Source organism: Segatella albensis DSM 11370 = JCM 12258 (assembly GCF_000426565.1).
GTDB classification, from domain to species: Bacteria; Bacteroidota; Bacteroidia; order Bacteroidales; family Bacteroidaceae; genus Prevotella; species Prevotella albensis.
Window position 1 is genome coordinate 1 of sequence record NZ_KE384540.1, and the last position, 25,377, is coordinate 25,377.

At 39.1% G+C, this 25,377-nt stretch carries 22 protein-coding genes and 1 pseudogene; 15 read left to right on the forward strand and 8 right to left on the reverse strand.

Annotated elements, in window-relative coordinates; translation table 11 throughout:
* Nucleotides 1–161 precede the first annotated feature (161 nt).
* Both K333_RS0109840 and K333_RS12750 read right to left on the reverse strand, forming a co-directional pair.
* Nucleotides 162–1,061, reverse strand: a complete 900-nt coding sequence (locus K333_RS0109840; RefSeq protein WP_027452645.1) for a glycine rich domain-containing protein — start codon at nt 1,059–1,061, stop codon at nt 162–164.
* Nucleotides 1,062–1,171: 110 nt separating this feature from the next.
* Complete coding sequence (locus tag K333_RS12750; protein ID WP_051230954.1) at nt 1,172–1,939, reverse strand: glycine-rich protein; 768 nt, start codon at nt 1,937–1,939, stop codon at nt 1,172–1,174.
* A 185-nt stretch (nt 1,940–2,124) separates the two neighbouring features.
* Here K333_RS12750 and K333_RS0109850 point away from each other — a divergent pair, with 185 nt between their 5' ends.
* Nucleotides 2,125–2,925: a glycine rich domain-containing protein gene (locus K333_RS0109850; protein WP_027452646.1), complete on the forward strand. Its 801-nt coding sequence runs from the start codon at nt 2,125–2,127 to the stop codon at nt 2,923–2,925.
* A gap of 110 nt (nt 2,926–3,035) precedes the next feature.
* Here K333_RS0109850 and K333_RS13000 read toward each other — a convergent pair whose 3' ends face one another.
* The 6 genes from K333_RS13000 to K333_RS0109885 all read right to left on the reverse strand — a co-directional run bounded on the left by K333_RS13000 (nt 3,036) and on the right by K333_RS0109885 (nt 9,199).
* Nucleotides 3,036–3,836 carry a glycine rich domain-containing protein gene (locus K333_RS13000; RefSeq protein ID WP_081657254.1) on the reverse strand — a complete coding sequence of 267 codons (801 nt, stop codon included), beginning with the start codon at nt 3,834–3,836 and terminating at the stop codon, nt 3,036–3,038.
* A gap of 63 nt (nt 3,837–3,899) precedes the next feature.
* Entirely contained in the window at nt 3,900–4,655 is a 756-nt protein-coding gene (locus K333_RS12420) for a glycine-rich protein (protein WP_051230956.1), read from the reverse strand.
* Between the two features lie 355 nt (nt 4,656–5,010).
* Nucleotides 5,011–6,192, reverse strand: a complete 1,182-nt coding sequence (locus K333_RS12425; protein ID WP_024990025.1) for a site-specific integrase — start codon at nt 6,190–6,192, stop codon at nt 5,011–5,013.
* A 74-nt stretch (nt 6,193–6,266) separates the two neighbouring features.
* Nucleotides 6,267–7,448, reverse strand: coding sequence for a nucleotidyltransferase family protein (locus tag K333_RS0109875; RefSeq protein ID WP_024990024.1), 1,182 nt, complete (start codon nt 7,446–7,448; stop codon nt 6,267–6,269).
* Nucleotides 7,449–7,580: 132 nt separating this feature from the next.
* Nucleotides 7,581–7,715: a hypothetical protein gene (locus tag K333_RS13585; RefSeq protein WP_262498695.1), complete on the reverse strand. Its 135-nt coding sequence runs from the start codon at nt 7,713–7,715 to the stop codon at nt 7,581–7,583.
* A 167-nt stretch (nt 7,716–7,882) separates the two neighbouring features.
* Nucleotides 7,883–9,199 (reverse strand): nucleotide sugar dehydrogenase, encoded by a 1,317-nt coding sequence (locus tag K333_RS0109885; RefSeq protein ID WP_024990023.1) that lies wholly within the window; start codon nt 9,197–9,199, stop codon nt 7,883–7,885.
* Between the two features lie 620 nt (nt 9,200–9,819).
* Here K333_RS0109885 and K333_RS12430 point away from each other — a divergent pair.
* From K333_RS12430 to K333_RS0109960, 14 genes and pseudogenes are all read left to right on the forward strand, one after another.
* Nucleotides 9,820–10,653: pseudogene (locus K333_RS12430) on the forward strand (Coenzyme F420 hydrogenase/dehydrogenase, beta subunit C-terminal domain); the annotation flags it as partial.
* Between the two features lie 487 nt (nt 10,654–11,140).
* Nucleotides 11,141–12,316 (forward strand): non-hydrolyzing UDP-N-acetylglucosamine 2-epimerase, encoded by a 1,176-nt coding sequence (gene wecB / locus K333_RS12435; protein WP_024990021.1) that lies wholly within the window; start codon nt 11,141–11,143, stop codon nt 12,314–12,316.
* An 82-nt stretch (nt 12,317–12,398) separates the two neighbouring features.
* Nucleotides 12,399–13,940 (forward strand): MATE family efflux transporter, encoded by a 1,542-nt coding sequence (locus K333_RS0109905; protein ID WP_024990020.1) that lies wholly within the window; start codon nt 12,399–12,401, stop codon nt 13,938–13,940.
* A 14-nt stretch (nt 13,941–13,954) separates the two neighbouring features.
* Complete coding sequence (locus K333_RS0109910) at nt 13,955–15,109, forward strand: glycosyltransferase family protein (RefSeq protein ID WP_024990019.1); 1,155 nt, start codon at nt 13,955–13,957, stop codon at nt 15,107–15,109.
* Between the two features lie 83 nt (nt 15,110–15,192).
* Nucleotides 15,193–16,419: an O-antigen polymerase gene (locus tag K333_RS0109915; protein WP_024990018.1), complete on the forward strand. Its 1,227-nt coding sequence runs from the start codon at nt 15,193–15,195 to the stop codon at nt 16,417–16,419.
* Nucleotides 16,376–17,341 carry a glycosyltransferase family 2 protein gene (locus K333_RS12755; RefSeq protein WP_024990017.1) on the forward strand — a complete coding sequence of 322 codons (966 nt, stop codon included), beginning with the start codon at nt 16,376–16,378 and terminating at the stop codon, nt 17,339–17,341. The genes K333_RS0109915 and K333_RS12755 overlap by 44 nt, the downstream gene beginning before the upstream one ends.
* A gap of 123 nt (nt 17,342–17,464) precedes the next feature.
* Nucleotides 17,465–18,448: a glycosyltransferase gene (locus tag K333_RS0109925; RefSeq protein ID WP_238314401.1), complete on the forward strand. Its 984-nt coding sequence runs from the start codon at nt 17,465–17,467 to the stop codon at nt 18,446–18,448.
* Entirely contained in the window at nt 18,448–19,113 is a 666-nt protein-coding gene (locus K333_RS12445) for a CatB-related O-acetyltransferase (protein WP_036886243.1), read from the forward strand. Before K333_RS0109925 ends, K333_RS12445 begins: the two co-directional genes overlap by 1 nt.
* 148 nt (nt 19,114–19,261) lie before the next feature.
* Nucleotides 19,262–19,663 carry an acyltransferase gene (locus tag K333_RS13635; protein ID WP_316928819.1) on the forward strand — a complete coding sequence of 134 codons (402 nt, stop codon included), beginning with the start codon at nt 19,262–19,264 and terminating at the stop codon, nt 19,661–19,663.
* Nucleotides 19,656–20,867, forward strand: a complete 1,212-nt coding sequence (locus tag K333_RS0109940; RefSeq protein ID WP_027452651.1) for a glycosyltransferase family 4 protein — start codon at nt 19,656–19,658, stop codon at nt 20,865–20,867. Before K333_RS13635 ends, K333_RS0109940 begins: the two co-directional genes overlap by 8 nt.
* Nucleotides 20,864–22,054: a CDP-glycerol glycerophosphotransferase family protein gene (locus K333_RS0109945; RefSeq protein WP_024990012.1), complete on the forward strand. Its 1,191-nt coding sequence runs from the start codon at nt 20,864–20,866 to the stop codon at nt 22,052–22,054. Before K333_RS0109940 ends, K333_RS0109945 begins: the two co-directional genes overlap by 4 nt.
* Nucleotides 22,054–23,133: a pyridoxal-phosphate-dependent aminotransferase family protein gene (locus K333_RS0109950; protein ID WP_024990011.1), complete on the forward strand. Its 1,080-nt coding sequence runs from the start codon at nt 22,054–22,056 to the stop codon at nt 23,131–23,133. The genes K333_RS0109945 and K333_RS0109950 overlap by 1 nt, the downstream gene beginning before the upstream one ends.
* Entirely contained in the window at nt 23,133–24,473 is a 1,341-nt protein-coding gene (locus tag K333_RS0109955; RefSeq protein WP_024990010.1) for a Gfo/Idh/MocA family oxidoreductase, read from the forward strand. The genes K333_RS0109950 and K333_RS0109955 overlap by 1 nt, the downstream gene beginning before the upstream one ends.
* On the forward strand, nt 24,473–25,369 hold the full coding sequence (locus tag K333_RS0109960) for an NAD-dependent epimerase/dehydratase family protein (protein WP_024990009.1): 897 nt from the start codon (nt 24,473–24,475) through the stop codon (nt 25,367–25,369). The genes K333_RS0109955 and K333_RS0109960 overlap by 1 nt, the downstream gene beginning before the upstream one ends.
* Nucleotides 25,370–25,377 lie beyond the last annotated feature (8 nt).

Sequence of the window (25,377 nt, forward strand, 5' to 3'; positions counted from 1 at the left end):
GAACGAGGACATAATGGACATGGATATGCTATCATCTCTTGGATATCACCAAGCCTATAACGTGCTTGCTATCATCTTTCGGGATGTCCTCGAGATTTGTTCGGGATAAACATATATAGAAATAGGCTATATCTGCGAATTTGTTGATATAGCCTATTATATTATTGTGGTAGTTGCTGCCAAGTTATTATACAGTATCCATTACCTTCATGACCTGTCTCTGTACCTCCACTTGGACTAGGCATTGCAGAACCACCATCTATCATTACAGGATTAAGAAATACTTTACCACTATAATGATTAGGTTGATTTGTATGAATAATGTTTCCCTCTGTTGAAGATTCTGCAATAGCATCACATCCAGAATAGCCTGAGATAAAGGAAGAACCGCCAGATCCAGAACCAACTATAAACCGGTTAACGCCTCCTCCGCCACCTCCGTAATAACCACTTCCACCTCCGCTTCCCCAAGAATTTCCTCCAGAGAGGGAAACATTACCATTTCCGCCAATTCCAAATGTACCATCTGGACTGGAATTTTCACCTATTCCACCTTTACCACCTGAGGTTTGTGTGGCACCTATAGATACAGTATATGGATCGTGGGAATAATCTGGGTTCGACGAATAGAATCCATTTTGCCCAATTAAGCCACCAGCATATCCTCCATTACTTCCTGTATGAAAATGTTGTGCGCCTCCGCCTCCGGCTGCTACTATAATTCTTGATTTTAAGGATTTAAAGTCGTTCCAATCTCCGTCTATTAGTCGGATATCTGTAGCTCCTCCACCACTAAAAGCATTACAATCAATGCCAGCAGTACCTCCACCATTAAAGGTTTGTTCTCGAATTTCTTCTCCACTTTGACCGACATAAACAAAAACACTTTGATTATAAGGGAAAATAATCTTTCCTGAACAATATCCTCCTTTGCCACCATATACGGTATTTGTGTGACCTGTGGGTCCAATAACACTCATTCCATAATAGCTATTTCCTCCACTAGCTCCCCAGCATTGTATTCTATAACTGGTGCTTATAGGTGCCGTAAAAGTCTGCACACTTCCCGTGTGTTTGTACTACAGTAGCTACCATAAAGAAAATATTTAACAGCAGGAGAGAATATAATAAGAGTGTGTCAATAATCAAGTAGATATTGACACACTATTTATTATAGGCTTGGTGATATCCAACTGATTATTGCATATCCATGATCACGATGTCCTTGTTCTGTTCCACCTCCTGGCCTTGGAAATGTTTTACCGCCATCTATTGTTGTAGCATTGGTTAATCCACCGATGTATCCAGATCCACCACCGCCATGTGTCATGGTAGAGACTCCACCTTCACCAGAGCCATTTCCCCCATACCAACCACCACCCCCACAACCACCACCTTCATAACTATTTCCACCAAATCCAAATCCTCCTTGTATTCCGTCTGGTCCACAGCCTGTTTGAGTTCCTCCTGTATCACCTTTAGTTGTGGACATGGCTGCCTCTCCATTTTCATCCCAATACCAATAATGTGTTGGACTTCCTAATCCAACTTCACCGCCTCCGGATTGAAATTTTGAAAGATTAAAATCTGCCCATCCTCCATTAGAACCTCCACCTCCTGCAACACATATAACAGAAACTTTATTGTCTATAAGTTCTCTTAGTAGGCCTGTTGCTGTAGCTATATGGGTAGCTCCGCCACCACCTGCATTTGAGTCTTCATTTATGCCTCCTCCATTATAAGAGGTCCCGTCATCATAATAATTTTGATCTATACCTTTTCCGCCACAAACTATATATAATATCTGGTCTTTAGATATGTTTCTCCATCCACTTGTGTATCCCCCAGGAGCATTTTCATGGCCGCCCCAGCCACCTCCTTGAGCTCCCCAAACTTCCAGCTTATAATCTCCACTTATAGGCGCTGTAAATTCCTGCACACTTCCCGTGTGTCTGTACTACTAACGTGCTTAAAAAGAAAAGATTCAACAATAGGAGTGGAATAACGAACAAGGAGTGTATCAAAATCTATATGATGATTGATACATTATTTATATATCACACGTTCTTCTGTTGTTAATTATTTTCCACTTTGTAATATTCCCAGTACAAACACACGGGAAGTGTGCAGACTTTTACGGCGCCCTTGAATACCAATTATAAGATAGAATGCTGGGGAGCTAGTGGAGGAACAGGTAGGCCTGCAGCTTATACAAAAGGATATATTGATATATCTGAGAATTTCATACTATATGTTTATGTTGGTGAAAAGGGTAATCATCGTTTATCTAACTACGACCAACCTGTTAGTGGTACATTTAATGGAGGCGGTGGATTTTTATGTCCCTATCCTGATCTTAACAATGCCACAGGAGGCGGTGCAACAGATATTCGACTACAAAGCGGGAATTGGGATGATTTTAGTTCATTGAAATCTAGAATAATGGTTGCTGCTGGAGGAGGAGCTTTTATTAATGGAAGAATTCAAAGTTATGGTGGTACATTATCCAGCCTCGGTGAGGCTGAAAATCATTACCTAGATGGGCTTCATACTACTATATCACAAGGCGCTTCGCAGACATCTGGTTATAAGTTTGGAATAGGTCAAGATGGCGGTCGCGCAGGAGGAGGCGGTGGATATTATGGAGGATGTGCACATGGTAATGAAGGGGGATTGGTTGGCCTACGCGGTTCTGGCGGTTCTTCCTTCATTTCCGGGTATTCGGGTTGTGATGCCATTGCAGAATCTTCAACAGAGGATAACATAATTCATACTGGTCAACCTAACCATTATAGTGGTAAGGTATTTACTAATTCAGTAATGATAGATGGTGGCTCTACAATGCCAAAACCTGGAGGTGGTACAGAAACAGGGCATAGTGGTAATGGTTATTGCATAATCTCTTGGATATCACCAAGTCTATAACACACTTTCTTTTTCAATATCATTCTTCGGGATGCCTTCGGGATTCGTTCAGAACATACATATATAGAAATTGGCTATATCAGCGAATTTGTTGATATAGCCTATTATAATTATGGTAGTTGTTGCCAAGTTATGATTGCATATCCATCTCCACTATGTCCTGTTTCCGTTCCACCGTTTGGGCTTGGGAATGTTTGGTTGCCTGCAATAGTTGCCCCATTTGTTACGTCACCTACATATCCTGAGCCGCCAGTACCTGCACAATTAGAGTTCACCCCCTCTAATTGACTCGCATGACCGCCATATAATCCACCACCTCCACCACCATTTCCTTCGGCACCTGAACCTGCAGCTACACTTTTTGTTTTTCCATCTTGTCCTTGTCCAAATGCATATCCTGAAATTTGTGTTGCGCCTTCTATAGTGGTTCCCCCATCGGAGGTAGCATTTCCACCGCTTTCCCCTCCACCAACACCTGGAGTATTTAGTAATCCTCCTCCGCCACCAGCAACTAAAAGAAGTTCTAATTCGTAAAAGTCTTTGTAGTTTTTCAAGACTCCACGGTCTGTCGTTGCAATATGCGTTGCACCACCACCTCCTCCACCACCAACAATGGTATAAGTATAATCTCCTTGACATCCATTACCTCCTTTACCGCCGCCGTTATATCCACCATTTCCTCCAGTGTTACCTAAAATATCACCACCTTTTGACCCAACACATACATATAACTTATTTGATGTACTTAGACTCTTGTATCCGATAGAATATCCACCTAGTCCGCCATAATTATTCCATCCACCTCCTTGTGCTCCCCAAACTTCCAGCTTATAATCTCCACTTATGGGTGCCGTAAAAGTTTGTACACTTCCCGTGTGTCTGTACCTTTGAAGCTTATCGAAAGAAAATATTGGACAATATAATAAACCAAGAGTGTATCAATCATATAGACTATTGATACACTCTTTTTATTGTCATAGACTTGGTGATATCCACGAGATGATGCAATATCCATTACCCGAGTGTCCCGTTTCTGTTCCACCACTAGGGCTTGGGAATGTTTGGTCGCCGGCTATGGTAGCCCCATTTGTAATCAATGTTGTATTGATATGACCAGAGCCCCCTCCACCTGTACCAGTGAAAGGTGTTCCTCCGCCGCCATACCAGCCGCCACCACCTCCGCCGCCATAATCCATGTATCCTTCTGTGTATTCGATATATGCCCGGCCACCTTGTCCGAAACTTCCACTAATTATAATTACTGGGGAATCACCAACACTCATAACTCCAGAATAAGTTCCACCCGAATTTTGTGTTCCACCTGATGCTCCTTTAATTGTAGAAGTCAGATAAGTAACTTGCTCACCAGAACCTCCGCTCAATCCTCCGCCTACGCCAGCTCTTCCAATATCATTAGCTCCACCGCCACCACCAGCTACAAGCAGAACTTCAGATTGATAACTCTCATAGTTCTTTAATTCCCCACGATCTGACGTTGCAATATGTGTTGCTCCGCCACCACATTGTCCATTTACACCTCCCATACCGCCATTGTAGGCACTATAATAATCACCTTGTCTTCCTACACATACATATAGATTTCCTCCGCCATTATAATTGCCATAAGAATAACCTCCTTTTCCACCTATACCACTGTAATTTCTCATACCTTGTCCTCCCCAAACTTCCAGCTTATAATTTCCCGTTACAGGCGCTATAAAAGTTTGCACACTTCCCGTGTGTTTGTACTCCAGCAGCTACCAAAAAGAAAATATTTAACAGCATTCCTAGAGTAGGGGAGGAGGGCGTGTGCTCTTTTCCGCGAATTTATGCGTTTTATGCTGAAAGACAAAAAATAACATATCAAACTCATATCGTATAATATGAGAAAAAATATCGTTTTCCCCCTTCTCCTGAGAAAAGTGATATAATTGGGATATGAAATATTTCTTTACATCTGAATTAATTGAAATGTTTTGTTTATAGTGACAAACGAATAAATTTTGTTACTCGTTTGTTACCCGTTGCAGCCCCTGTATATCGGCAAAGTAGACCTATAATGGGAATGCCTTTGTTACCTGTTTGTTACTTTCTGAAGGCTTTATCGATACGATTCATCGCATTTTCCTTCTTCTTGTCTATGACCTTTGTGTATGTTTGCGTGGTAGTTATACTCCTGTGTCCCAGTAGTTTAGACACGGTGTAAAGGTCTACTCCTAAACTTAGTTCTAAGGTGGCAAAGGTGTGGCGGGCAACGTGAAATGTAACGATCTTGTTTTTGATGCCTGCCTTTTTGGCCCATCTTTTCACGTTGATGGATAGACTCGTTGATGGCATCTGTGGAAAAACGTAGGAATCTCTCTTCTCCCGATGTTTCGGTAGCCATTCTCTGGCTTCTTCTGAAAGCGGAATGGTGAGCCATCGTTGTGTCTTCTTTATTTTCTTGCGAATAATCCATTTGCGGTTCTCGTATAGTACATTACACCATTTCAGTTCGAGAACGTCACTTTTGCGTAGTCCCGTGAAACAGCTGAACATGAAGGCTTCTTTCAGTTTAGAATAGTCGCAGGGGGTATTGATAAGTTTCTTTAATTCCTTCTTGGTGAGATAGCATCGTGTGCTGTCTGGACGATGGGGCAGTTGCGAAGACTGAAGTTTAAGGATTGGATTTTCCTTGATAAGGCCTTGCCGATGTGCTTCTTTGATGACTGTACGGAAGATGCTGTATTTGAGATAAGCTGTTCCCGATGAAATTTGTCGCTCCTCCTTGATGTTTGGACGCAAATCCTTGGCCGTTTCCAAGTATTGGATGAATTGAAGACAGAAATCCTTGTCGATTTCGCATAGAGGCAGATCCTTGGCTCCAAAGATTTCAAGATGTGGAATAAGAGTGAGAATGGTTTGATACCTGCTCATGTCTCGATGGCCGGCATTGCGATAGCTCTCCGCATATTGCTGAATGAAATCGGATAACTTTACGGGGAGATGAGGCTTTTCGTGAGGTTTCATTGGGACGCCTCCATAAATCTCCATCATGCGTTGAGCCTGAATGTTCAGGGCTTGTCTTAGTACCTGTTGATTGTGTTTCTTACAATTCTCATCGACTTCCGGTACAAGATAGAGTCGCAGAAACTCATATTTCCTGATACCATTGAGGTAGATGTCTAGATATAAACTCTTGTTGTTTTTCTTTAAAGTCTTGTAACGTAGTTTTACAGGCTGCTTGATGATCGCATTGCGATAAGATATATTTCTTATGTAAATCATTTGATTGATTAATTTTAGTCACCCAAAAGTAGAATCTTTTTGATAAATAATAGTCACAAAAAGTATAATGGTTATTAAAAACGGCATTTTCTTGAGTTGTTTCTACTCTCGATAAAGGAAAATATATAATAAATAGGTTGTAACACCACTTTTTGAGGATAGTGTCGTAACAAACGGAATGTAAAGTTGATGTGTTTGAAATATCTCGTAATGTGGTTGCTATGCTTGTTGATTTCCTGAATGGTGGGGTCGAATTGTCCAAAGTTGCCCGCCCGCATGATCTCCTCCATCAGGAATCTACCTTCTTTCTCGTCCGGACTGACAAGGAGATGTTTTTCGTTGAGCCCTAACACTTGATTGACAATCCACGATAATGCACGGGCAAATTTATAATAGCCCAAAGACTTGATTGTGTGAATGGTTTCTTCTCGATCAACTTGCCAGATGCCAGAAACGGACGAATCATTTGAACTCCAGTCGACATTCTTCAGCAGGTAGTAATAATCGATGACCTGTCGAAGTCCAATGCCAGTTGAGAAAAGATGCTTGAAGATATGAAGAAGTTGGAACACAAGACAGAAGTCGGCTGTTGGCACATGGATGCTCCCGGCATCATCCATCAATTCTATCGCATGGTGGCATTCTCGGTCTGCCACCTTATTATAATATAGTTGCAAACGTCGGTTCTCAAAGAATCCCGGTAAATCGGAAGGGGTGAAATGTGCCTCTATGTCAACATCTCCATCATGGAAACCGATATGATAAGAGGTGAGGGAATCGATACGATACCGCTGTCGGAAATAATCGATAAAGAAATTCTTCCTTTTGGCGAGCGGCATATATTCCGGCGTCATCACCCAAATGTCGATATCTCCCGGTGTACGAGCTAAAGGATAAGGATAGTATGCTGCATTCGCCTGTCCTTTCAGAATACAAGTGCGGAAACCGTCAGCCTCGAGTTTTCTACTCACCTCGACAGCTTTCATGTTCATCTTCGTGTTGCGACTTTTGTATCTCATATAAGCACCCATCCATTTCTTAATCTGCAAGAAAGATAATTTGTTGCCCATCCATCCTATCTCTTCGAGAGCCTGATTATCCTCCAGAATCGTGTGTGCATAAATGCCGATAATCGTCTGTTTGAGCGCGAACGTGTAGAGACCATCCCAGTCGATATGGGCGACACATGAAGGTATCTCCTTGGTGGTGTCGAGACAGTAACCTAAGAAAGTGATGTATGCTTTATCGTTTTCCATGTTGTAAGTATTGTAGGGTTGTGTTTGACAAAGATAAAAAAAATAAATAAGACTGCAAAAGAAAAGACATGAAATTGCAATGAGCAATTCATGTCTTTGTCACGTAAATAAAAAGGTTGGCAAGTATTATAGCTATCTTCTGTCGATGATTTTATGTTCTAACACTTCATAGTCAGGACTGTCCAACAGCCAAGCTCGTTCATGTTTTACATTCAGCACCTCGAAATCGTATTGATCCGGTTGGTTAGGAGTTTGTACGAATATCAAAACGATTTACCCATATAGAGTTATCATCCTTATCATGGAACATCTTGGCAAAAGTGAAACAGAAATTATGAGAATTATGTGTATCTGTCTCACCTCTATTCGTTCTATTCGCTCAAGGATCAGACAAAAAGCACGCGGTAAGAACAAGATCTTCAAGAAGAGGATGCTTAGTCTCTTCTGAAGATATCTCTGGTATATACTTTATCCTCTACATCATCCAGACAACTGTCGTAACGGTTGGCGATGATGGCATGAGCCTGTGTCTTGAAAGCCTTGAGGTCGTTCACCACCTTACTACCGAAGAATGTAGTGCCATCTTCAAGAGTTGGTTCGTAGATGATGACCTTGGCACCTTTAGCCTTGATACGTTTCATCACTCCCTGAATGGAACTTTGACGAAAGTTGTCGCTATTACTCTTCATCGTAAGTCGGTAAACACCGATTGTTACAGCCTTCTCCTCCTCAGCTTTATAGTCGTTATCCTCGGAATAGCTATAATACCCAGCCATCTTCAGCACCTGGTCAGCGATGAAATCTTTTCGTGTACGATTGCTTTCTACGATAGCCTGAATCAGATTCTCCGGTACATCGGCATAATTGGCAAGAAGTTGCTTGGTATCTTTCGGTAGACAGTAGCCACCATATCCAAACGAAGGATTATTATAATGTGTACCGATTCTTGGATCCAAACATACGCCATCGATGATAGCCTGAGTGTTGAGGCCCTTCACCTCAGCATAGGTATCCAACTCGTTAAAGTAGCTCACGCGCAGAGCCAAATAGGTGTTGGCAAAAAGTTTTACGGCCTCAGCCTCCTTCGTACCCATAAATAAGGTGTCAATGTCTTCTTTGATGGCACCCTCTTTCAAAAGTTCAGCAAACAAATGTGCCTGATGCTTCAGATATTCAGCATCCGTGATCTTTTGGATAGCCTCTGTAAATACCTTCTCACAGTTTTCCATCTTTGGGTATCCTACGATGATTCTACTAGGGTAGAGGTTATCGTAAAGGGCCTTGCTTTCGCGCAGGAACTCAGGAGCAAAGAGAAGATTCATCTTCTTTATCCCCTTCTGAGCATATTGAACATATAGACTACGTGTATATCCCACAGGGATAGTCGACTTGATCACCATGGTAGCTTCCGGATTAACCTCCAGTACCAAGTCGATGACCTCTTCTACGTGACGTGTATCAAAGTAATTCTTTACCGGATCATAATTGGTTGGTGTCGCAATTACCACGAAGTCGGCATCCTTGTAAGCTTCGCGTCCATCGACAGTAGCCTTCAGGTTGAGATTCTTTTCGGCCAGATACTTCTCGATATAATCATCTTGGATAGGCGACTTATGTTGGTTCAGCATCTCCACCTTCTTAGGAATCACATCTACGGCAGTAACCTGATGATGCTGACTGAGTAATGTGGCAATAGACAGTCCCACATATCCTGTACCTGCCACAGCTATTTTAATATCATTTGTTTTCATCAATGTCTGATTTTTCAAACTCTATGCTTTTAATCTAAATGCAAATATACAATAAAAAATTAGGAAAACAACGATATGTTATCAAAAATGCTGTTGACGGTATAAGCCAGAGCAAAAGACTCAGTTTTTGGGTGCAAAGAACTCCGTGGGCCTACACAGAGGACGGGGCTACAATAAAAAACGAAAATTTCTAAAAAAACATCATATTTTTTTCTTTATTTGATATAAAAATTATATATTTGCTATATAAAACACGAAATATCGGATTAAACATCGCTTTGGATTGAAAAAACACAGCGAAAATTAAAACTTGGCAATCTTACGTTGCCAGACCACATGAAAAAGAACTACTGGATATCAGGGATCTAATATCATGACAATCGATACTAAGGGAAAAAATATATCATTCGTATTCATTTTATATCCATCTTATCACATGATGAGGTGACCCCGAGAAATGGGATAATTGTTGTTGATTTGTTGAGCGATGAGACTATTTCCTGTTCCAAGTGTTCTAGGAAGAATAGTTCGAACTACGAGAAGCCATGCATTTTTAGAGGTTGTAACAAACTTTATTTTAGGTGGATTCTGTTAGATAAATGGAAAAATAGTTTTAATATATGATTCAAGTGATAGAAAAGGCAAAATGCTGTGGTTGCAATGCGTGTGGAGATGCTTGCTCGAAACAAGCAATATCATTTAAGATAGATATAGAGGGCTTTTGGTATCCTGAAGTTGATAAAGATAAATGTATAAACTGCGGGATGTGTGAAAAAGTGTGTCCAATAATTAATATAGAGGAACTAAAGAAAAATGACCTGCCAAGGTCTGAGTGTTATGCAGCAGAACATAAAAACTTAGAAGTTATTTTTGACAGTACATCAGGTGGACTTTTCTCTGCTTTGGCCGATATTATGTATAAAACTGGTGGCTATGTCGGTGGAGCTGTTTTTAATGATGACTTTACTGTTAGACAATACATTTCGAACAATAAGAGTGATTTGCAGCGTTTGAGAAGTTCTAAGTACTTACAAAGTAATTCTGTGGGATTTTATCGACAGGTAAAGCAGCTCTTGGCTTCTGGTGAAAAGGTTCTTGTATGTGGAACTCCTTGTCAGATGGTAGCACTAAGAGCGTTCCTCCATAAGGATTATGAAAATCTCATAATTGCAGATTTTATTTGTCGAGGGATTAATTCGCCCAAGGTGTGGCTAAAATATATAAAGTCGTTTGAAGAACGTTATGGTTCACCTGTAGTGTATGTCAAAGCAAAATCTAAGGAATATGGATGGCGCAATCTAACACAAAAAGTAATACTTGCAGATGGTAGACATATTTATGAGACGAGGGAACAAAGTAATTTTACCAAAGGATATCTACAGACAAATGCTTATTGTCGACCATCGTGCTATGATTGTAAATTTAAAGGATTTCCTCGTATATCTGATATATCAGCTAATGTGAACTTCCACATAACAGCCTGATACTGAGTGTAAAACGAAACCACCGTTTCCAGAGTTATCAGACATTCATCAGACATCCGGGAAATTGAGCCTTTTCCGCTCATTTCTATATAAAATTACCACTTTTTACCCGAATATGCAAGAGCGTTAAGATTTCTTATCCCTTTAGAGTGAAGAAATGTTAATTTGAAGATGGCTGGTTGAGGTGATTGAAAAGGTGTTTGAAGGGAAAATGAGAGAAAATCGAGCAAAATCAGGGCTCGGACTGTTCTGAGAAAATCCGAGAGAAGTTGAAAAGCCTGTTGTTTGATGAGAAAACAAAAATACACAATAAAAAAACATTGTTTAACAAAAACAGAGGAAAAATGACAGAAGCTTGGCTTCTGACTAATGACTTGAAATAATATCTGATTGCACAGGTGGTCGTGAAACGATGCAGTTCGATACTGCCAGTCAGAACGAATAATCAGTTTTTATTATGAAGAAAGTAATGTTAGTTTTTGGTACTCGCCCAGAGGCTATAAAGATGTGTCCTTTGGTAAAAGAGTTCCAGAAACATACAGATGAATTTAAGACCATTGTTTGTGTAACAGGCCAGCATCGTGAAATGCTGGACCAAGTACTCACAATATTTGATGTTAAGCCAGATTACGACTTAAATATTATGAAGCAAGGTCAAGATCTCTATGATGTTACAGCTCGTGTGCTTACAGGTATGCGTGATGTATTTAAAGAATGCAAGCCCGATGTAGTGTTGGTTCATGGCGATACAACCACCAGCACAGCAGCAGCTCTTGCAGCTTTCTATCAGCAGATTCCTGTTGGTCATGTAGAGGCAGGTCTTCGCACACATAACATTTACAGTCCTTGGCCTGAGGAAATGAACCGCCAGATAACAGGTCGTATCGCTACCTATAATTTCTCTCCGACACCACTTTCCGAGAGCAATCTAAAAGAGGAAAAAGCCCAGGGGCAAATCTTTGTAACAGGAAATACAGTTATCGATGCCCTTCACATGGTGGTTGAGAAACTCAAGAACGATATAGCTCTTGCTGACGAGCAGATCAAGGTTCTGAAAGATGCAGGCTATGACGTAAGCCGCCTTGACGGAGGTAAGAAACTCGTACTGATTACCGGTCATCGTCGCGAGAACTTTGGTGAGGGATTTATTTCTATGGTTACTGCAATGAAGGATCTTTCTGAGAAATATCCTGATGTTGATTTTGTTTATCCTATGCATCTAAACCCAAATGTACGTAAACCAATTCACGAAGTGTTTGGAGAGGACTTGACACGTTCAAACTTCTTCTTTATTGAGCCACTTCAGTACCTGGAATTTGTTTATCTTATGGAGAAAAGTACTGTTGTTCTTACAGACTCAGGTGGTATTCAGGAAGAGGCTCCAGGCCTTGGCAAACCCGTTCTTGTCATGCGTGATACTACAGAGCGCCCAGAGGCTTTGAAGAGTGGTACGGTACATCTCGTTGGCACTAATCACGACCTGATTGTTAATGAGGTTAGCACCTTGCTTGACGATGCAGTGGCATACGAGAAGATGAGTAAGGCGGTGAACCCCTACGGCGACGGTAAGGCTTGCTCACGTATTGTACGTGCGCTCAATGGCGAAGCTGTCGACCGTTACGAAGTGAAATAGGTCCTTATTTAATTTAGAGGTTTCCCAGTTTTGATGTGAGGATTATTTACAGTTTTGTTTTTTAATAATATGATATGATGAAATGAATGTTGCTCAATCAGACAACAAACGTGTTGCAAAGAATACGATTCTTCTATATGGACGTATGTTTTTGCTCTTAGCTGTATCTTTGTATACAAGTAGGGTGGTGTTGTCTGCCCTCGGTTTTGAGAATTACGGCATTTATAATGTAGTTGGTGGAATTGTTGCGATGTTTAGTTTCATCAATATGGCATTGGCAAACTCAACCTCTCGTTTTATAACGTTTTCATTAGGGAAAGATGATCTTGATGACTCGAGACAGGTATTCAACGCTTGTTTCATTGTTCACATTATAATAGCACTTGTTATAATCCTATTATCAGAAACGGTTGGACTATGGTTTTTATACAATAAGATGGTTATTCCTGAAAGTCGAATGTATGCGGCTTTATGGGTATATCAATTTTCGGTTATTGCTTGTATCGCTTCAATCCTTTATGCTCCATTTAATGCAACCATAATTGCACATGAAAAAATGAGTGCTTTTGCATTAATATCAATTTTGGATGCATTCTTAAAGCTGCTTATAGCCTATTTAATTTCAGTGTTTAGGGACGATAGGCTAATATTATACGCTTTTCTTTTATTATGTGTTAGTATTACCGATATTATTATTTACTTAATATATTGTAAGCGAAAGTTTCCAGAAGTCAAATTCGAGAGAATAAAAAATAAGAATAATCCTGAAGAAATAATGGGTTTTGCAGGATGGAGTATGATTGGAAATTTGGCTTTTGTTGGATATACCCAGGGATTAAACATTTTGTTAAATTTATTTTTTGGACCTATTGTTAATGCGGCACGAGGAGTTGCTACACAATTACAAAGCGCTGTTATGGGCTTTGTAACAAATTTCCAGATGGCAGTAAACCCTCAGATTACCAAATCATATGCACAAGGAGATTTTAATCGTTTGCATACTTTAGTATATGCAAGTTCAAAATTCTCATTTTTCTTGTTGTATTGTATTATTCTACCATTATCAATAGAATCTAAATCAATACTTTCTATCTGGCTTGTTGATGTGCCGGATTATGCTGTACAATTTACTGTTTTGACTTTATTTGCTCGACTTATAGACACATTATCAAATCCAATAGGAATATCTAATAACGCAACAGGAACTATAAAAACTTATCAGATATTTGAGGGCGGATCACTATTGTTGATAGTTCCTATTGCATATTTGGTACTTAAATTGGGTGGCAATCCTACCTCTGTATTTTGGGTTCAATTGATTATAATGTATGCCGTCCAAATTTTGCGACTATTTCTTGTATGTGGCAAAATTAATATGTCAAAGAAAGAATATTGCAAAAAGGTATTATTAAGAATTATTCCTGTAGCAGTTGTGTCCGCAATAATTCCTCTGATGCTTCATCAACTCTTACCTTCTAGCATTGTATCAAGTATAGTTGTCGTTCTTATCTCAATAGGTTCAGTTCTTTTGTTTTCTTATTTGATTGGACTAGAGTATAACGAGCGTCTAATGCTACAAAAGAAGGCTATTGAAATAAAGAATAGATTAATAAGTCAAGAATAAACAGTGTTTTTTAAATGAGAAAAGTATATATTATAACTCAAAATGATTTGGTTTACTATCCCCCTATGCAGACATTAATTAATTTAATGCTGAAGATGGAGATAGAAGTGACTTTTGTTGGAACATTTTCTGACGAAAAATCAAGGAAAGAATTTGAAAAACTTGGAGTGTCTTTTGAAGATATTACATTGGATGAAACTGGGAATGCATTACAGAAGATAATCCGCAAGAAATACTATACAAAACAAATAAAAGAATTTCTGAATAAATCACGTATAAAAGATGAAGATTTGATTTGGTACGTATATTCTGGTGCAACAGTTTGTAGTTTGTATAAATTATTGAGGAATTATCATTATATTGTCCATTTCTATGAATTTTTCAAATCTATACATAGTTGGCGATATAAACTATTGTACCCATCGTATGACCTTGGTGCTTTCTTGTCAAAAGCTAAAGCAGTCGTTCATTGTGAATACAATAGAGCTCAAATATGCAGGGCGCTGTATGGTTTGAAACAGATGCCGTATGTAATACCTAATAAACCTTATGTTGAGATTGATAAGTTAAATAATATACCTACCGATATAAATGTACAATTAAATGACTTTAAGCAGAATATAGTAGGTAAAAGGCTTATAATATATCAGGGATATTTCAATGCAAAAGAAAGGCGTTTAGAAGAGTTCTGTCAATCCATTAATTTATTGCCAAATGAGTATGTTTTGGTGATCATGGGGAGGGGAAGTTCATATTTCGATGCACTAAAGGAAAGATACGAGTCTAATAGAATAATATTTATACCATTTATTCGCCCTCCATATCATCTTCTTTTTACTCAAAATGCATCTTATGGTATTTTAACATATTATCCACAGCAAAAAACATACCCTGGTGTAATTAATCCTTTGTACTGTGCTCCAAACAAAATATACGAATATGGTATGTTTGGAATACCTATGTTAGGAAATGATATCCCAGGCCTTAAATATCCCTTTAAGGAGTTTAATTGTGGTGAAGTTCTTACGTATCCTATTACACCCCAAAAAATTGCTGATTGTATTATGTTGATGGAAAATGAATATCAAAAATATTCGGAGGGTGCAAAGGCATTAAACGAATCAGTTAATATTGAAAGTGTTATTTCTGAGATACTTAATTCGATATAGGATAATATGTGATATTAATCTTGAATAACATGCTACAATTCTTATTCATAGGCTGGTTGTTATTTTTAATATTTGCCTCGTATGTGTCAAAGAAAAAGTTTGGTTTTATAACCAACCATTATTTCTTGACAAATGTATACTGGGCAATATGTTTGTATATTTCAATCTTTCATAATTATTATGTTCATCCCGTATCTAATGAGATATACTATATTTTCTTTATAGGCAGTTTTTTCTTTAACTTAACTCTTTTTACAACCAAAATCAAAAAGATACCTCAAACATTCGAATGTGTTAGTTATTCTGTAAAAAAAAGAAGACTTCTTGAAATAATTGCTGTGTCAGTTGTAATTCCCATGGCATATACTAACCTTGAGGCAATTATTTCAGGAGGTGAACTATGGAGAATGTACGAGGAGTATTGGATTCAAAAAGAAGAAAATGGATACTTGGAGGAGTTCCTGAAACAAAACATTATAACCCCAGTATCATTCGTTCTAATGGCGACTTGTTTTTTTGTTGACTATAGAGACAGGAAAAAAAATAGTGTAATAATTACGATTTCTATTGCTGTTCTACTTGCACTATTAAATATGTTGATGACAGCTGGCGGGCGTACAGGTCTTATGCAATTTATGTTTTTTATCTTCCTCTCTTATGTGGCTAGCTTTTATGTGGGGAATTCGGATGTGGTCTATAAAATAAGTAGAATAAATATAACAATTATAGCTCTGATTGGTGTTGGTGCTTTTTCTTTAGCGACGATTGGTAGAGGTGACGAGAATGTGTTTGATATTGTTGCTGAAAGAATTTCTTTATTCCCTGCGGTCTTTGAGGCTCATTATAAAACGACGAACGAGTGTCAAGGTTATGCTCTAGGATTGTCAATGTTTGAACAACCAATTTCTTTTATTTTATATCCATTTAAGCTTCTTGGAATGGATGTGAGTTTCGAGCGTATTAGTACAATAGTTGCTCAAGATATATGGACACCTGCAACAGAATGTCTCCATAATGCAGCTGCATCAGCCTACACTTTTTATATGAGAGACTTTGGCGTATTTGGTGTTGTAATTGGTCCATATATTGTCGGAAAGATATATAATTTGTTATGGCGTTTTTGTCGCAATGACAGATTCTTAATAGTTTTCTATTTTAGTGGTGTTTGTGCGACATGTTTTGATTCCACATATCCCTTCGCTCGTTGCTACTTCTTTGCGATGTTATTTGCTTTCTTTGTGCGTAATTTTTTGAAAATTAAATATAATGCAACAAACAAAAGATTTGTCGATAATCATACCAGTTTATAATGTGCAGGATTACATTGAACGCTGTGTGCGTTCATGTGAGGAACAGAACATTGACAGAAGTAGGTATGAGCTGATATGTGTAAATGATGGTTCTAAGGATAATAGTTTGGTGGCCTTAGAAAAATTATCTGATGAATATGATAATATTACCGTAATCAGTCAACCTAATGGTGGACTCTCATCTGCCAGGAATACGGGTATGCGAAATGCCAAGGGGAAATATTATATGTTTGTTGATGCAGATGATTGGATTGCGCCAAATTGTCTATATAGCATTATTGACAAATTATATAAAGAAAAACCTGACGCATTTGCAATATGTGCGGCAAACGTATTTGGCGATAAAATTGTGAGAAGAATGTCTTACAAAAATGAAACCCCTCTTGATGGGCCTTTGTTTTTAGAACATCTTAAATCCCCATGTGCACCATTTTCTATTTGGTCATCTTCATTCTTAAAAGAGAATAATTTATTATTTTATGAAGGTATCCTGCATGAGGATTCTGAGTTCACACCGCGTGCATATTATTTGGCAAATACGATATCTCGTACGAATGAATTAGTTTATTACGTTTACCAGAATCCAAATTCAATAACACGTACAATTAATCCAAAGAAATCTTATGATTTGGTGGAGATTGTGTGTGAGCATCTCTCAGATTTTTGTGAAAAGTCAGTGGCAGCTGAACATCAAATTATCTTCCACAAGATGATATCAATGTATATTAATAATGCTCTAGCGAATATCCTCAAATCAAACAAAGATGAACAACGTCTGTTAAACAAATGCCTATATAATCATAGGCACCTTTTTATACATTTGCGTGAGTCACCTCTTCTGAAGAATAGAATAGAAGGAGTACTGTTTTCGCTATTCACAAAACAATACGTATTTATTTATAAATTAATGAAATCAATTTAAGCAATGAAGCTCTGTTTGATTTATAATTATGCGCAGCACTATCGCACAAGTATATTTCGTTTAATAGACCAAGAATATAAATGTGATTTCTTCTTTGGTGATAGCTATCTAAATGTTAAGAAAATGGATTACTCATTGCTTAATGGTAAAGTAACAGAAATGCCAACTAAGCATATATTTGGCTGGTTATATCGCCCTGGGATACAGAAGTTATTGTGGAAAAGATATGATGCTTTTATTTTGCTGGGAGAATCACGTTCGCTTAGCACTTGGCTCTTTTGCTTAAGAGCAAGATTATTTCACCCACAAAAAAAGGTGTATTTTTGGTCGCATGGGTGGTATGGTAAGGAAACTAAGGTAGAAAGAATTGCAAAAAAGATACTGTTTAAACTACCCAACGGTGGCACTTTCCTTTATGGTAACTATTCCAGAGAGTTGATGATTAAAGAAGGGTTCAATCCTGATAAGCTATATGTAATCCACAATTCTCTGGCATATGATGAACAAGTGGCGATACGAAAACAGTTGACTGCATCTCCGATATATAAGGTACAATTTGGAAATGATAATCCCAATTTGATGTTTGTCGGGCGTCTAACTCATATTAAGAAACTGGATCAAATCCTTCATGCAATGGCAATGCTCAAAGAAAAAGGGCAAAATTATAATATGACGTTTATTGGAGGCGGTGAAACACTGGAAGACCTACAAAAACTAGCTTCAGAATTGGACTTAGAGAACGAAGTCTGGTTCTATGGCCCTTGTTATGATGAAAAGGAATTGAGTGGGTTGATTTATAATGCAGACTTATGCGTTTCGCCAGGTAATGTTGGCTTGACAGCCATGCATACCATGGTGTTTGGAACTCCAGTATTGACTCATGATGATTTTTCTCATCAGATGCCGGAGTTTGAAGCTATACATGAAGGCGAGACAGGCTCTTTCTTTAAGATTAATGACGTTGAATCACTAGCAGAAAGTATTTCCAGATGGTTTGCAGAGAAAAACGATAAACGTGAAGAAGTTCGCAAAGCATGTATGAAGGAGATTGATGAAAACTGGACTCCACAATTCCAGATTGGTGTTATTCAGAGTGTAATCAGGTAATGAGAAGATTATTATTATATGCAATAGGGAAGGTATATAGCCTTTTCTCGAGGTCAATTTCTTTTTTTTCTCAAGTGGAATTCTCGGAAATTAGTAAAAAAGCCAAAATATGGAGAAATTGTAAGGTTTATTATTCGTCAATTGGTGACTATTCTTATATTGGCGGTCATTGCAGGATAATACATGCCCATATTGGAAAATTCTGTTCAATAGCGGGTGATTATTCTCAAATCGGGATGGGTAAGCACTCTCTTGATTATATGTCAACGTCATCCCTTTTTACAGCAAGAATAAATGGGACTGGTAGAAAGTGGACCAGAAAACATGCATTTGAAGAATATGAGGATATTATTATAGGGAATGATGTTTGGATAGGGTCGTCTGTAAAAATTATGCCAGGTGTTCATGTCGGGAATGGGGCTGTTATTGGTGCCGGTGCTATCGTTACTAAAGATGTGCCTGCATATGCCATTGTTGGTGGTGTTCCTGCTAGAGTAATAAAGTATAGATTCTCAGAAGATGTAATAAAAATATTAGAAGAATCTCAATGGTGGTCTTTACCTGACGAGGTGTTGAAAGATAATATCGATTGCTTTCAGAATCCTCTTAATGAAGATCATTTGAGAAGAATTGTTGAAATCTCATATTTACAATCACATGTTTAGAGGTCTAGTGCTACGCCTTTCTTTTTTGAAGGCTTTGATCACGTATAGAAGAGTAGACTTTAGGGGATGGTGTATAGTGTTCTCATTCCCTAGAAGTTCGATAAAAATTGGGGGGGGCACTTCTGTTTTTTCCAGTTTCAGTAGTAATATGCTTGGGTTATACCAACGTTGTATTATTGTTGCTAGATATGGTGGGAAAATAGAAATCGGTGAGAATTGTGGAATCAGTGGAAGCACGATATATGCATGGGATAGCATTAAGATAGGCAACCACACAAGAGTGGGGGCGAATTGTAAAATAATAGACAATGATTTTCATCCTATAGAATTAGAATATAGGCACAAAGGGCTTAATGAACAACATACTCGCAGGGCTCCTATTGTTATAGGTGACGATTGTTTTATTGGAATGAACTCCATTATACTGAAAGGTACAACACTTGGAAATAATGTTATTGTAGGCGCAGGTAGTGTCGTTCATGGAACATTTCCTGATAATTGTATAATAGCCGGCAACCCAGCGAAAATTATAAAAAAACTCAATGAATAAAAAGAAGATATTAGTAGTGTCTGCAGTGTTTCCTCCGGAACCAGTAACGTCTGCTACGCTTAATTATGATTTGACCTTAGCATTGTCAAAGGAGTTTGATGTTACGGTAATTAATCCGCGGCCTTCGAGACCGAAGGGTTTTGATTTTAAAAATACACCTGCGGTAGACACAAACACTTTTCATCAGATTGTCACTGACACGTATGTTCAGCCCAAATCGTCATTTTGGGGAAGGATGCGGGAAAGTATAAGTTTCGGGAATGCTTCTGTAAAATATATAAAGAAACATCATGATGAAATATCTTTCATTTACAATGATGGTTGGCATTTGTTCGGTCTTTATCAAGTTGCTAAAACCTGTGTAAAATATCGTATTCCATACATTGTCCCGATTCAAGATATTTACCCAGAGTCTTTGCTCACCAAACTTCCTAACAGATTAGGAATTCATCGTTTAGTAAAAGCTTTGTTGGGATGGATTGACAGGTATTATATACGGCATGCTGCCGCTGTTAGAACAATTAGTGAAAGCATGGCGGATTACTTGTCCAAAACAAGAGGTGTGTCAAGAGACAAGTTCCTTGTTATTGCCAATTGGCAGAAGGATGAGGATTTTATCGATTGGAAAACAACATATAGAAAAAACGGTAAAACAGTCTTTATGTTTGTTGGCAACAACAATAGACAGGCTAACGTCGAGTTGATGATTCGCTCGTACCATAAAGCAGACTTGCGAAATGCAGAATATAGAATAATGGGTGGTGGAAACGAAAAGTTAGCCTGTCAGAAACTGGTAAAGGAATTGGGACATACTGATATTGTTTTTGGTGATGTTCCTGTTGGTGCCGTGGCAAAAGTGCAAAAAGAAGCGGATGTTATGGTGTTGGCTTTAAAAACAGGTACTGGGACACAAGGAGTACCATCAAAATTAACTGCCTATATGATGTCGGGGAAGCCGGTAATAGCGAGTATGGAATCTGAGGCTGATGCTGCAAAAATGATTATAAAAGCTGAGGCAGGGCTTGTAACCCCCGCTGATGATGAGACTGCTTTGGCAGAATCATTTAGAAAGATGGCACTGCTGAACGTGAATACTTTGTTATCGATGGGCAATAATAGTAGAAAATATGCAGAGATGCATTTATCACGCGAGTCTAATTTACAGTTGTTGACAACAAAAATAAAAGATATAATACGGCAATGACAGAAACACAAATGCACGGCTTTAGGGCAAGACTAGACTATGCTCTAAAGCATAATTATTTCATCAATAAGACATTCCGAAAGTCCATGAGCGCGTTTATGCGAGTGTGGGGATGTTTTGTGCCTATGGATGATAAGATGATTATCTTTAGCGGTCATACACGTAAGTATAATGATAGTCCTCGTGCTATCTATGAATATATGATAGCACACCCAGAGTTTAAAGACTATAAGTTTATATGGGCGTTGGAGGACCCGGAGCATGTGGATGTGCCTGGTCCAGCTATTAAGGTTAAGGCAGATACACCAGAGTACTTCAAATGCACGCTTAAGGCCAAGTATTGGATTACTTGTGTGAATATTGAACGTAGTCTGCATTACAAGAAGAAAAAATGTGTTTATCTGAATACTTGGCATGGAGTAGCGTTCAACTGTATAGGCAATGCTGCTGGTGGAAGAAAGGACTATGACTTTAGTCATATTGATCTCTTCTGCTATGAGAGTGAGTACCAGAAGACGATTTTCAAACGTGACTTTAATGTGAGAGAGGACGCGTTGATACCTTCAGGTCTTCCCCGTAATGACGGTCTATACCATGTGACAAATGATGAGGTCGTTGCTATCAAGAAAAAGTTAGGTTTACCTTTGGATAAGAAAATCTTGATGTATGCCCCTACTTGGCGTGACAGTTACGACAAGGGAGCATCATACGCCATCAAACCGCCAATGGATTTACAGAAGTGGGAGGAGAAGCTTAAAGATAAGTATGTCCTTCTCTTCAGAACTCATGCTTATACTACCAAACTACTAGGAGTAGAATTTGATGATTTCTGCTTGGATTATACTTCCTATCCAGTCATCAACGACTTGTTCAAGGTAGCAGACATTCTTATTTCTGACTATTCTGCTTGCATTGCGGACTACTCTATTCTGGAACGTCCTGTTATCTGCTTTGCGTACGACTACGATGACTATAAGTCAACCCGTGGCTTATATATTGACTTTGCTAAGGAAATGCCCAATGGCATACTTGATACAGAGGACAAAGTGATAGAACACATACTGACAATGGACTATCAGAAAGAGTGTGAGAAAACAAGAGATATGGTGAAAAACAAGTTCACATACCTTGGCGGTCATGCAACTGAAATGTGTGTTAAAAAATGTTTAAATAAAAATACGATATAATGATCAATTTTACAGTTGGCCCAGTACAGTCAAGTAATGCAGTCCGGGCTATAGGTGCAGAGCAAGTGCCTTATTTCAGAACAGCAGAGTTTTCTGACTTGATGCTTGAGAATGAGCAACTGCTAAAGAAGTTTGCAAATGCTACAGAGGATAGTAAGGCTGTCTTTATGACTTGTTCTGGTTCTGGTGGCATGGAAACAGCCATCATGAACTGCTTGACTAAGGATGATAAAGCTCTTGTTATTAATGGCGGTAGTTTTGGTGAGCGTTTTGTAGAACTTCTGACACTCCATGAGATTCCTTTCACGGAGATTAAGTTGGAACATGGCAAAGCATTGAAACTAGAGCACCTTGCCCCTTACGAGGGTAAAGGATATACTGCATTCCTGTTGCAAAAGCACGAGACTTCAACAGGTGTCCATTATGACATCAATCTGGTAAGTGACTTTTGCAAACGCAATGGCTGCTTTATGATAGTTGACACTATCAGTACTTTCCTGTGTGACCCCTTTGATATGGCAGCTCTTGATGCTGGTGTGATGATTACCGGCAGTCAGAAGGCATTGGCTTGTCCTCCGGGCATAGCATTGATGATATTGGCTCCTTCTGCGTTATCACGTATTGAAAAGACCAAATGCTGCTGTCAGTATCTGGATTTAAAGTTGGCATTGAAGAACCAGGAAAGAGGACAGACACCATGGACACCAGCGGTAGGTGTATTGCGCCAGATTAATGTCCGCCTAAAGGAGATTGATGCTATGGGTGGTGCTGAGGCTGAGATTAAGCGCACAGCAGGCTTAGCAAGCTACTTCCGTAATAAACTAAAGGAATATAACCTGCCATTTGAGATTATTAGTGAAAGCCTGAGTAATGCTGTAACACCGCTGCATCCCACTACACAGTCAGCCTACGAGATTTTCCTCAAAATTAAGGATGAGTATGGTATGTGGATTTGCCCGAATGGTGGTGATATGAAAGATACCGTATTCCGTGTTGGACATATTGGATGCTTGACAGAGGTGGACTATGATAAATTGATTGATGCATTCCTTGATTTAAGGGAAAAGAAATTCATATAATGAAGAAGGTTATCACATACGGCACATACGATCTATTCCATCAGGGGCACTATAACCTCTTGAAACGGGCAAAGAATCTGGGTGACTACCTCATTGTGGGCGTCACTACGGATAACTTTGACCTGGAGCGAGGCAAGATGAATACCTGCAACAATGTGATGGAGCGTATTGAGGCGGTAAAAGCCACAGGTCTTGCAGACCAGATTGTTATTGAGGAATACCGTGGACAGAAAATTGATGACATCCAGAAATATGGTGTTGACATATTCGCTATAGGTTCAGATTGGGAAGGGTATTTTGATTATTTGAATGAGTTCTGCAAGGTGGTCTATCTGCCCAGAACAGAAGGAATATCCTCAACCCAATTACGCAAAGAGCGCCCTACCGTCAATATAGGTGTTATTGGTACGGGTAGCATTGCTTCGCGTTTTGTTCCTGAATCAGACAATGTGAATAGTGCTATTATTACAGCTGCATACAATCCAAATTTGACAGAGAATACAGCCTTTTGCGAACAGTTCAAGGTGCCTGTTACTGCTCATAGTTTGGATGAGTTGTATAAAAACTGTAATGCGGTATATATTGCATCTCCTCATTACACTCACTACGAGTATGCCAAATCTTCGTTGATGGCCGGTAAACATGTCCTATGTGAAACCCCCTTTGTGTTTTCTAAAGATCAGGCAGAAGAGTTGTACCAGATTGCAGAAGAGAAGAGCCTGGTGTTAATGGTGGCATTAAAGACGGCTTATACGCCTGCATTTGGTCATTTGTTCTCTCTATTGAAATCGCGTGTTATTGGCGATATTGTTGAGGTGAATGCATCTGTCACCACGTTGACAGATGAGAAATCAGAGAAACTTGACAGTACAAGGATAGGTGGAAGTATGAGTGAAAATGCATGTTTCCCGCTTCTTCCGATTTTTAAGTTCTTGGGAACAGATTTCCGTAATATCAACTTCTATAGTAAAATGAAGAATAATGTGGATATGTTCACCAAGGCTGTCTTCCGTTATGACCATGCCGTTGCATCTTTCCAAGTTGGGCTTGGTGTGAAAACGGAAGGTTCGATGACAATAGCTGGTACGAGGGGGTACGTCTATGTTCCAGCCCCCTGGTGGAAAACAGATTATTTTGAGGTTAGATATGAAGACCAGAATCAGAATAAGAAGTATTTCTATCCTTTTGTTGGGGAAGGCCTTCGTTATGAAATAAAGGACTTCGTTGCCTCTATTTTGTCCAACGGTTCATGTTTCAGCAAAGTGTCCAAAAATGAGAATGTGAAGATGGCGGAAGTACAAGAAATGTACATAAAAGGAAATAATTTGTTTAAAATCTGATGAAGAAACTTCTTTTTACGGGGGCCTCTGGATTCTTGGGGTACAATATACGCCCCATATTGGAAAGATCGTATGATGTGCACACTATCGGATTGACTGATGATGATGACATCAAGATAAATATTGCTAAAGAGGTACCACCTATTAATACCCACTATGATGTGGTATTGCATGCAGCGGGAAAGGCTCACGTAGTTCCTAAGACAGAGGCAGAGAAACAGGTGTTCTTTGATGTAAACTATCAGGGAACGGTGAATTTGTGTTCTGCACTTGAAATGGCTGGAAAACCTAAGTGTTTGGTCTTTATCAGCACAGTGGCGGTATATGGATGTGAGTTTGGAGAAATGATAGATGAGTCGCACCCCTTGAATGGAGATTCGCCATACGCCAAGAGTAAAATTATGGCAGAGGAGTATCTGACACAGTGGTGTTTAGACCATCAGGTAAGATTGGCTATTCTCCGTCCCTCTCTTCTTGCCGGAAAGAATGCCCCTGGCAATCTGGGCGCGATGGTGAACGGTATCAAGAAAGGATTTTATATGAATATTGCCGGCGGCAAAGTTAGAAAGAGTGTGTTGATGGCAGAAGACATAGCCCGCTTGCTTCCTTTGTTGGAAGAAAAGGGTGGTATCTATAATGTCTGTGATACCAGACAACCTACTTTTGGTGAGATTTCCATGTCGGTAGCCAAGCAGTTGGGGAAGCGAAGGCCTATCAATATTCCGTATTGGATGGCGTGGTGTATGGCCAAGGTAGGTGATTTGCTTGGTAACAAAGCTCCTATCAACACCTATAAGTTGGAGAAGATGACCAAGAGTCTTACTTTCTCTAATGAAAAGGCTCGCAGGGGTCTAGGTTGGGAGCCGTTGGATGTGCTGACAAACTACAAGATTTAGTGAGGAAC

What these genes read in the sequence shown, in the direction of transcription:
- K333_RS0109885 (WP_024990023.1), bottom strand. Translation starts at nt 9,199, where the DNA reads ATGAAAACAAATGATATTAAAATAGCTGTGGCAGGTACAGGATATGTG.
- K333_RS0109875 (WP_024990024.1), bottom strand. Translation starts at nt 7,448, where the DNA reads ATGGAAAACGATAAAGCATACATCACTTTCTTAGGTTACTGTCTCGAC.
- K333_RS0109960 (WP_024990009.1), top strand. Translation starts at nt 24,473, where the DNA reads ATGAAGAAACTTCTTTTTACGGGGGCCTCTGGATTCTTGGGGTACAAT.
- K333_RS13635 (WP_316928819.1), top strand. Translation starts at nt 19,262, where the DNA reads ATGCTTGGGTTATACCAACGTTGTATTATTGTTGCTAGATATGGTGGG.
- K333_RS12445 (WP_036886243.1), top strand. Translation starts at nt 18,448, where the DNA reads ATGAGAAGATTATTATTATATGCAATAGGGAAGGTATATAGCCTTTTC.
- wecB (WP_024990021.1), top strand. Translation starts at nt 11,141, where the DNA reads ATGAAGAAAGTAATGTTAGTTTTTGGTACTCGCCCAGAGGCTATAAAG.
- K333_RS0109910 (WP_024990019.1), top strand. Translation starts at nt 13,955, where the DNA reads ATGAGAAAAGTATATATTATAACTCAAAATGATTTGGTTTACTATCCC.
- K333_RS12425 (WP_024990025.1), bottom strand. Translation starts at nt 6,192, where the DNA reads ATGATTTACATAAGAAATATATCTTATCGCAATGCGATCATCAAGCAG.
- K333_RS0109925 (WP_238314401.1), top strand. Translation starts at nt 17,465, where the DNA reads ATGGATTACTCATTGCTTAATGGTAAAGTAACAGAAATGCCAACTAAG.
- K333_RS0109955 (WP_024990010.1), top strand. Translation starts at nt 23,133, where the DNA reads ATGAAGAAGGTTATCACATACGGCACATACGATCTATTCCATCAGGGG.
- K333_RS0109945 (WP_024990012.1), top strand. Translation starts at nt 20,864, where the DNA reads ATGACAGAAACACAAATGCACGGCTTTAGGGCAAGACTAGACTATGCT.
- K333_RS0109940 (WP_027452651.1), top strand. Translation starts at nt 19,656, where the DNA reads ATGAATAAAAAGAAGATATTAGTAGTGTCTGCAGTGTTTCCTCCGGAA.
- K333_RS0109950 (WP_024990011.1), top strand. Translation starts at nt 22,054, where the DNA reads ATGATCAATTTTACAGTTGGCCCAGTACAGTCAAGTAATGCAGTCCGG.
- K333_RS0109905 (WP_024990020.1), top strand. Translation starts at nt 12,399, where the DNA reads ATGAATGTTGCTCAATCAGACAACAAACGTGTTGCAAAGAATACGATT.
- K333_RS12755 (WP_024990017.1), top strand. Translation starts at nt 16,376, where the DNA reads ATGCAACAAACAAAAGATTTGTCGATAATCATACCAGTTTATAATGTG.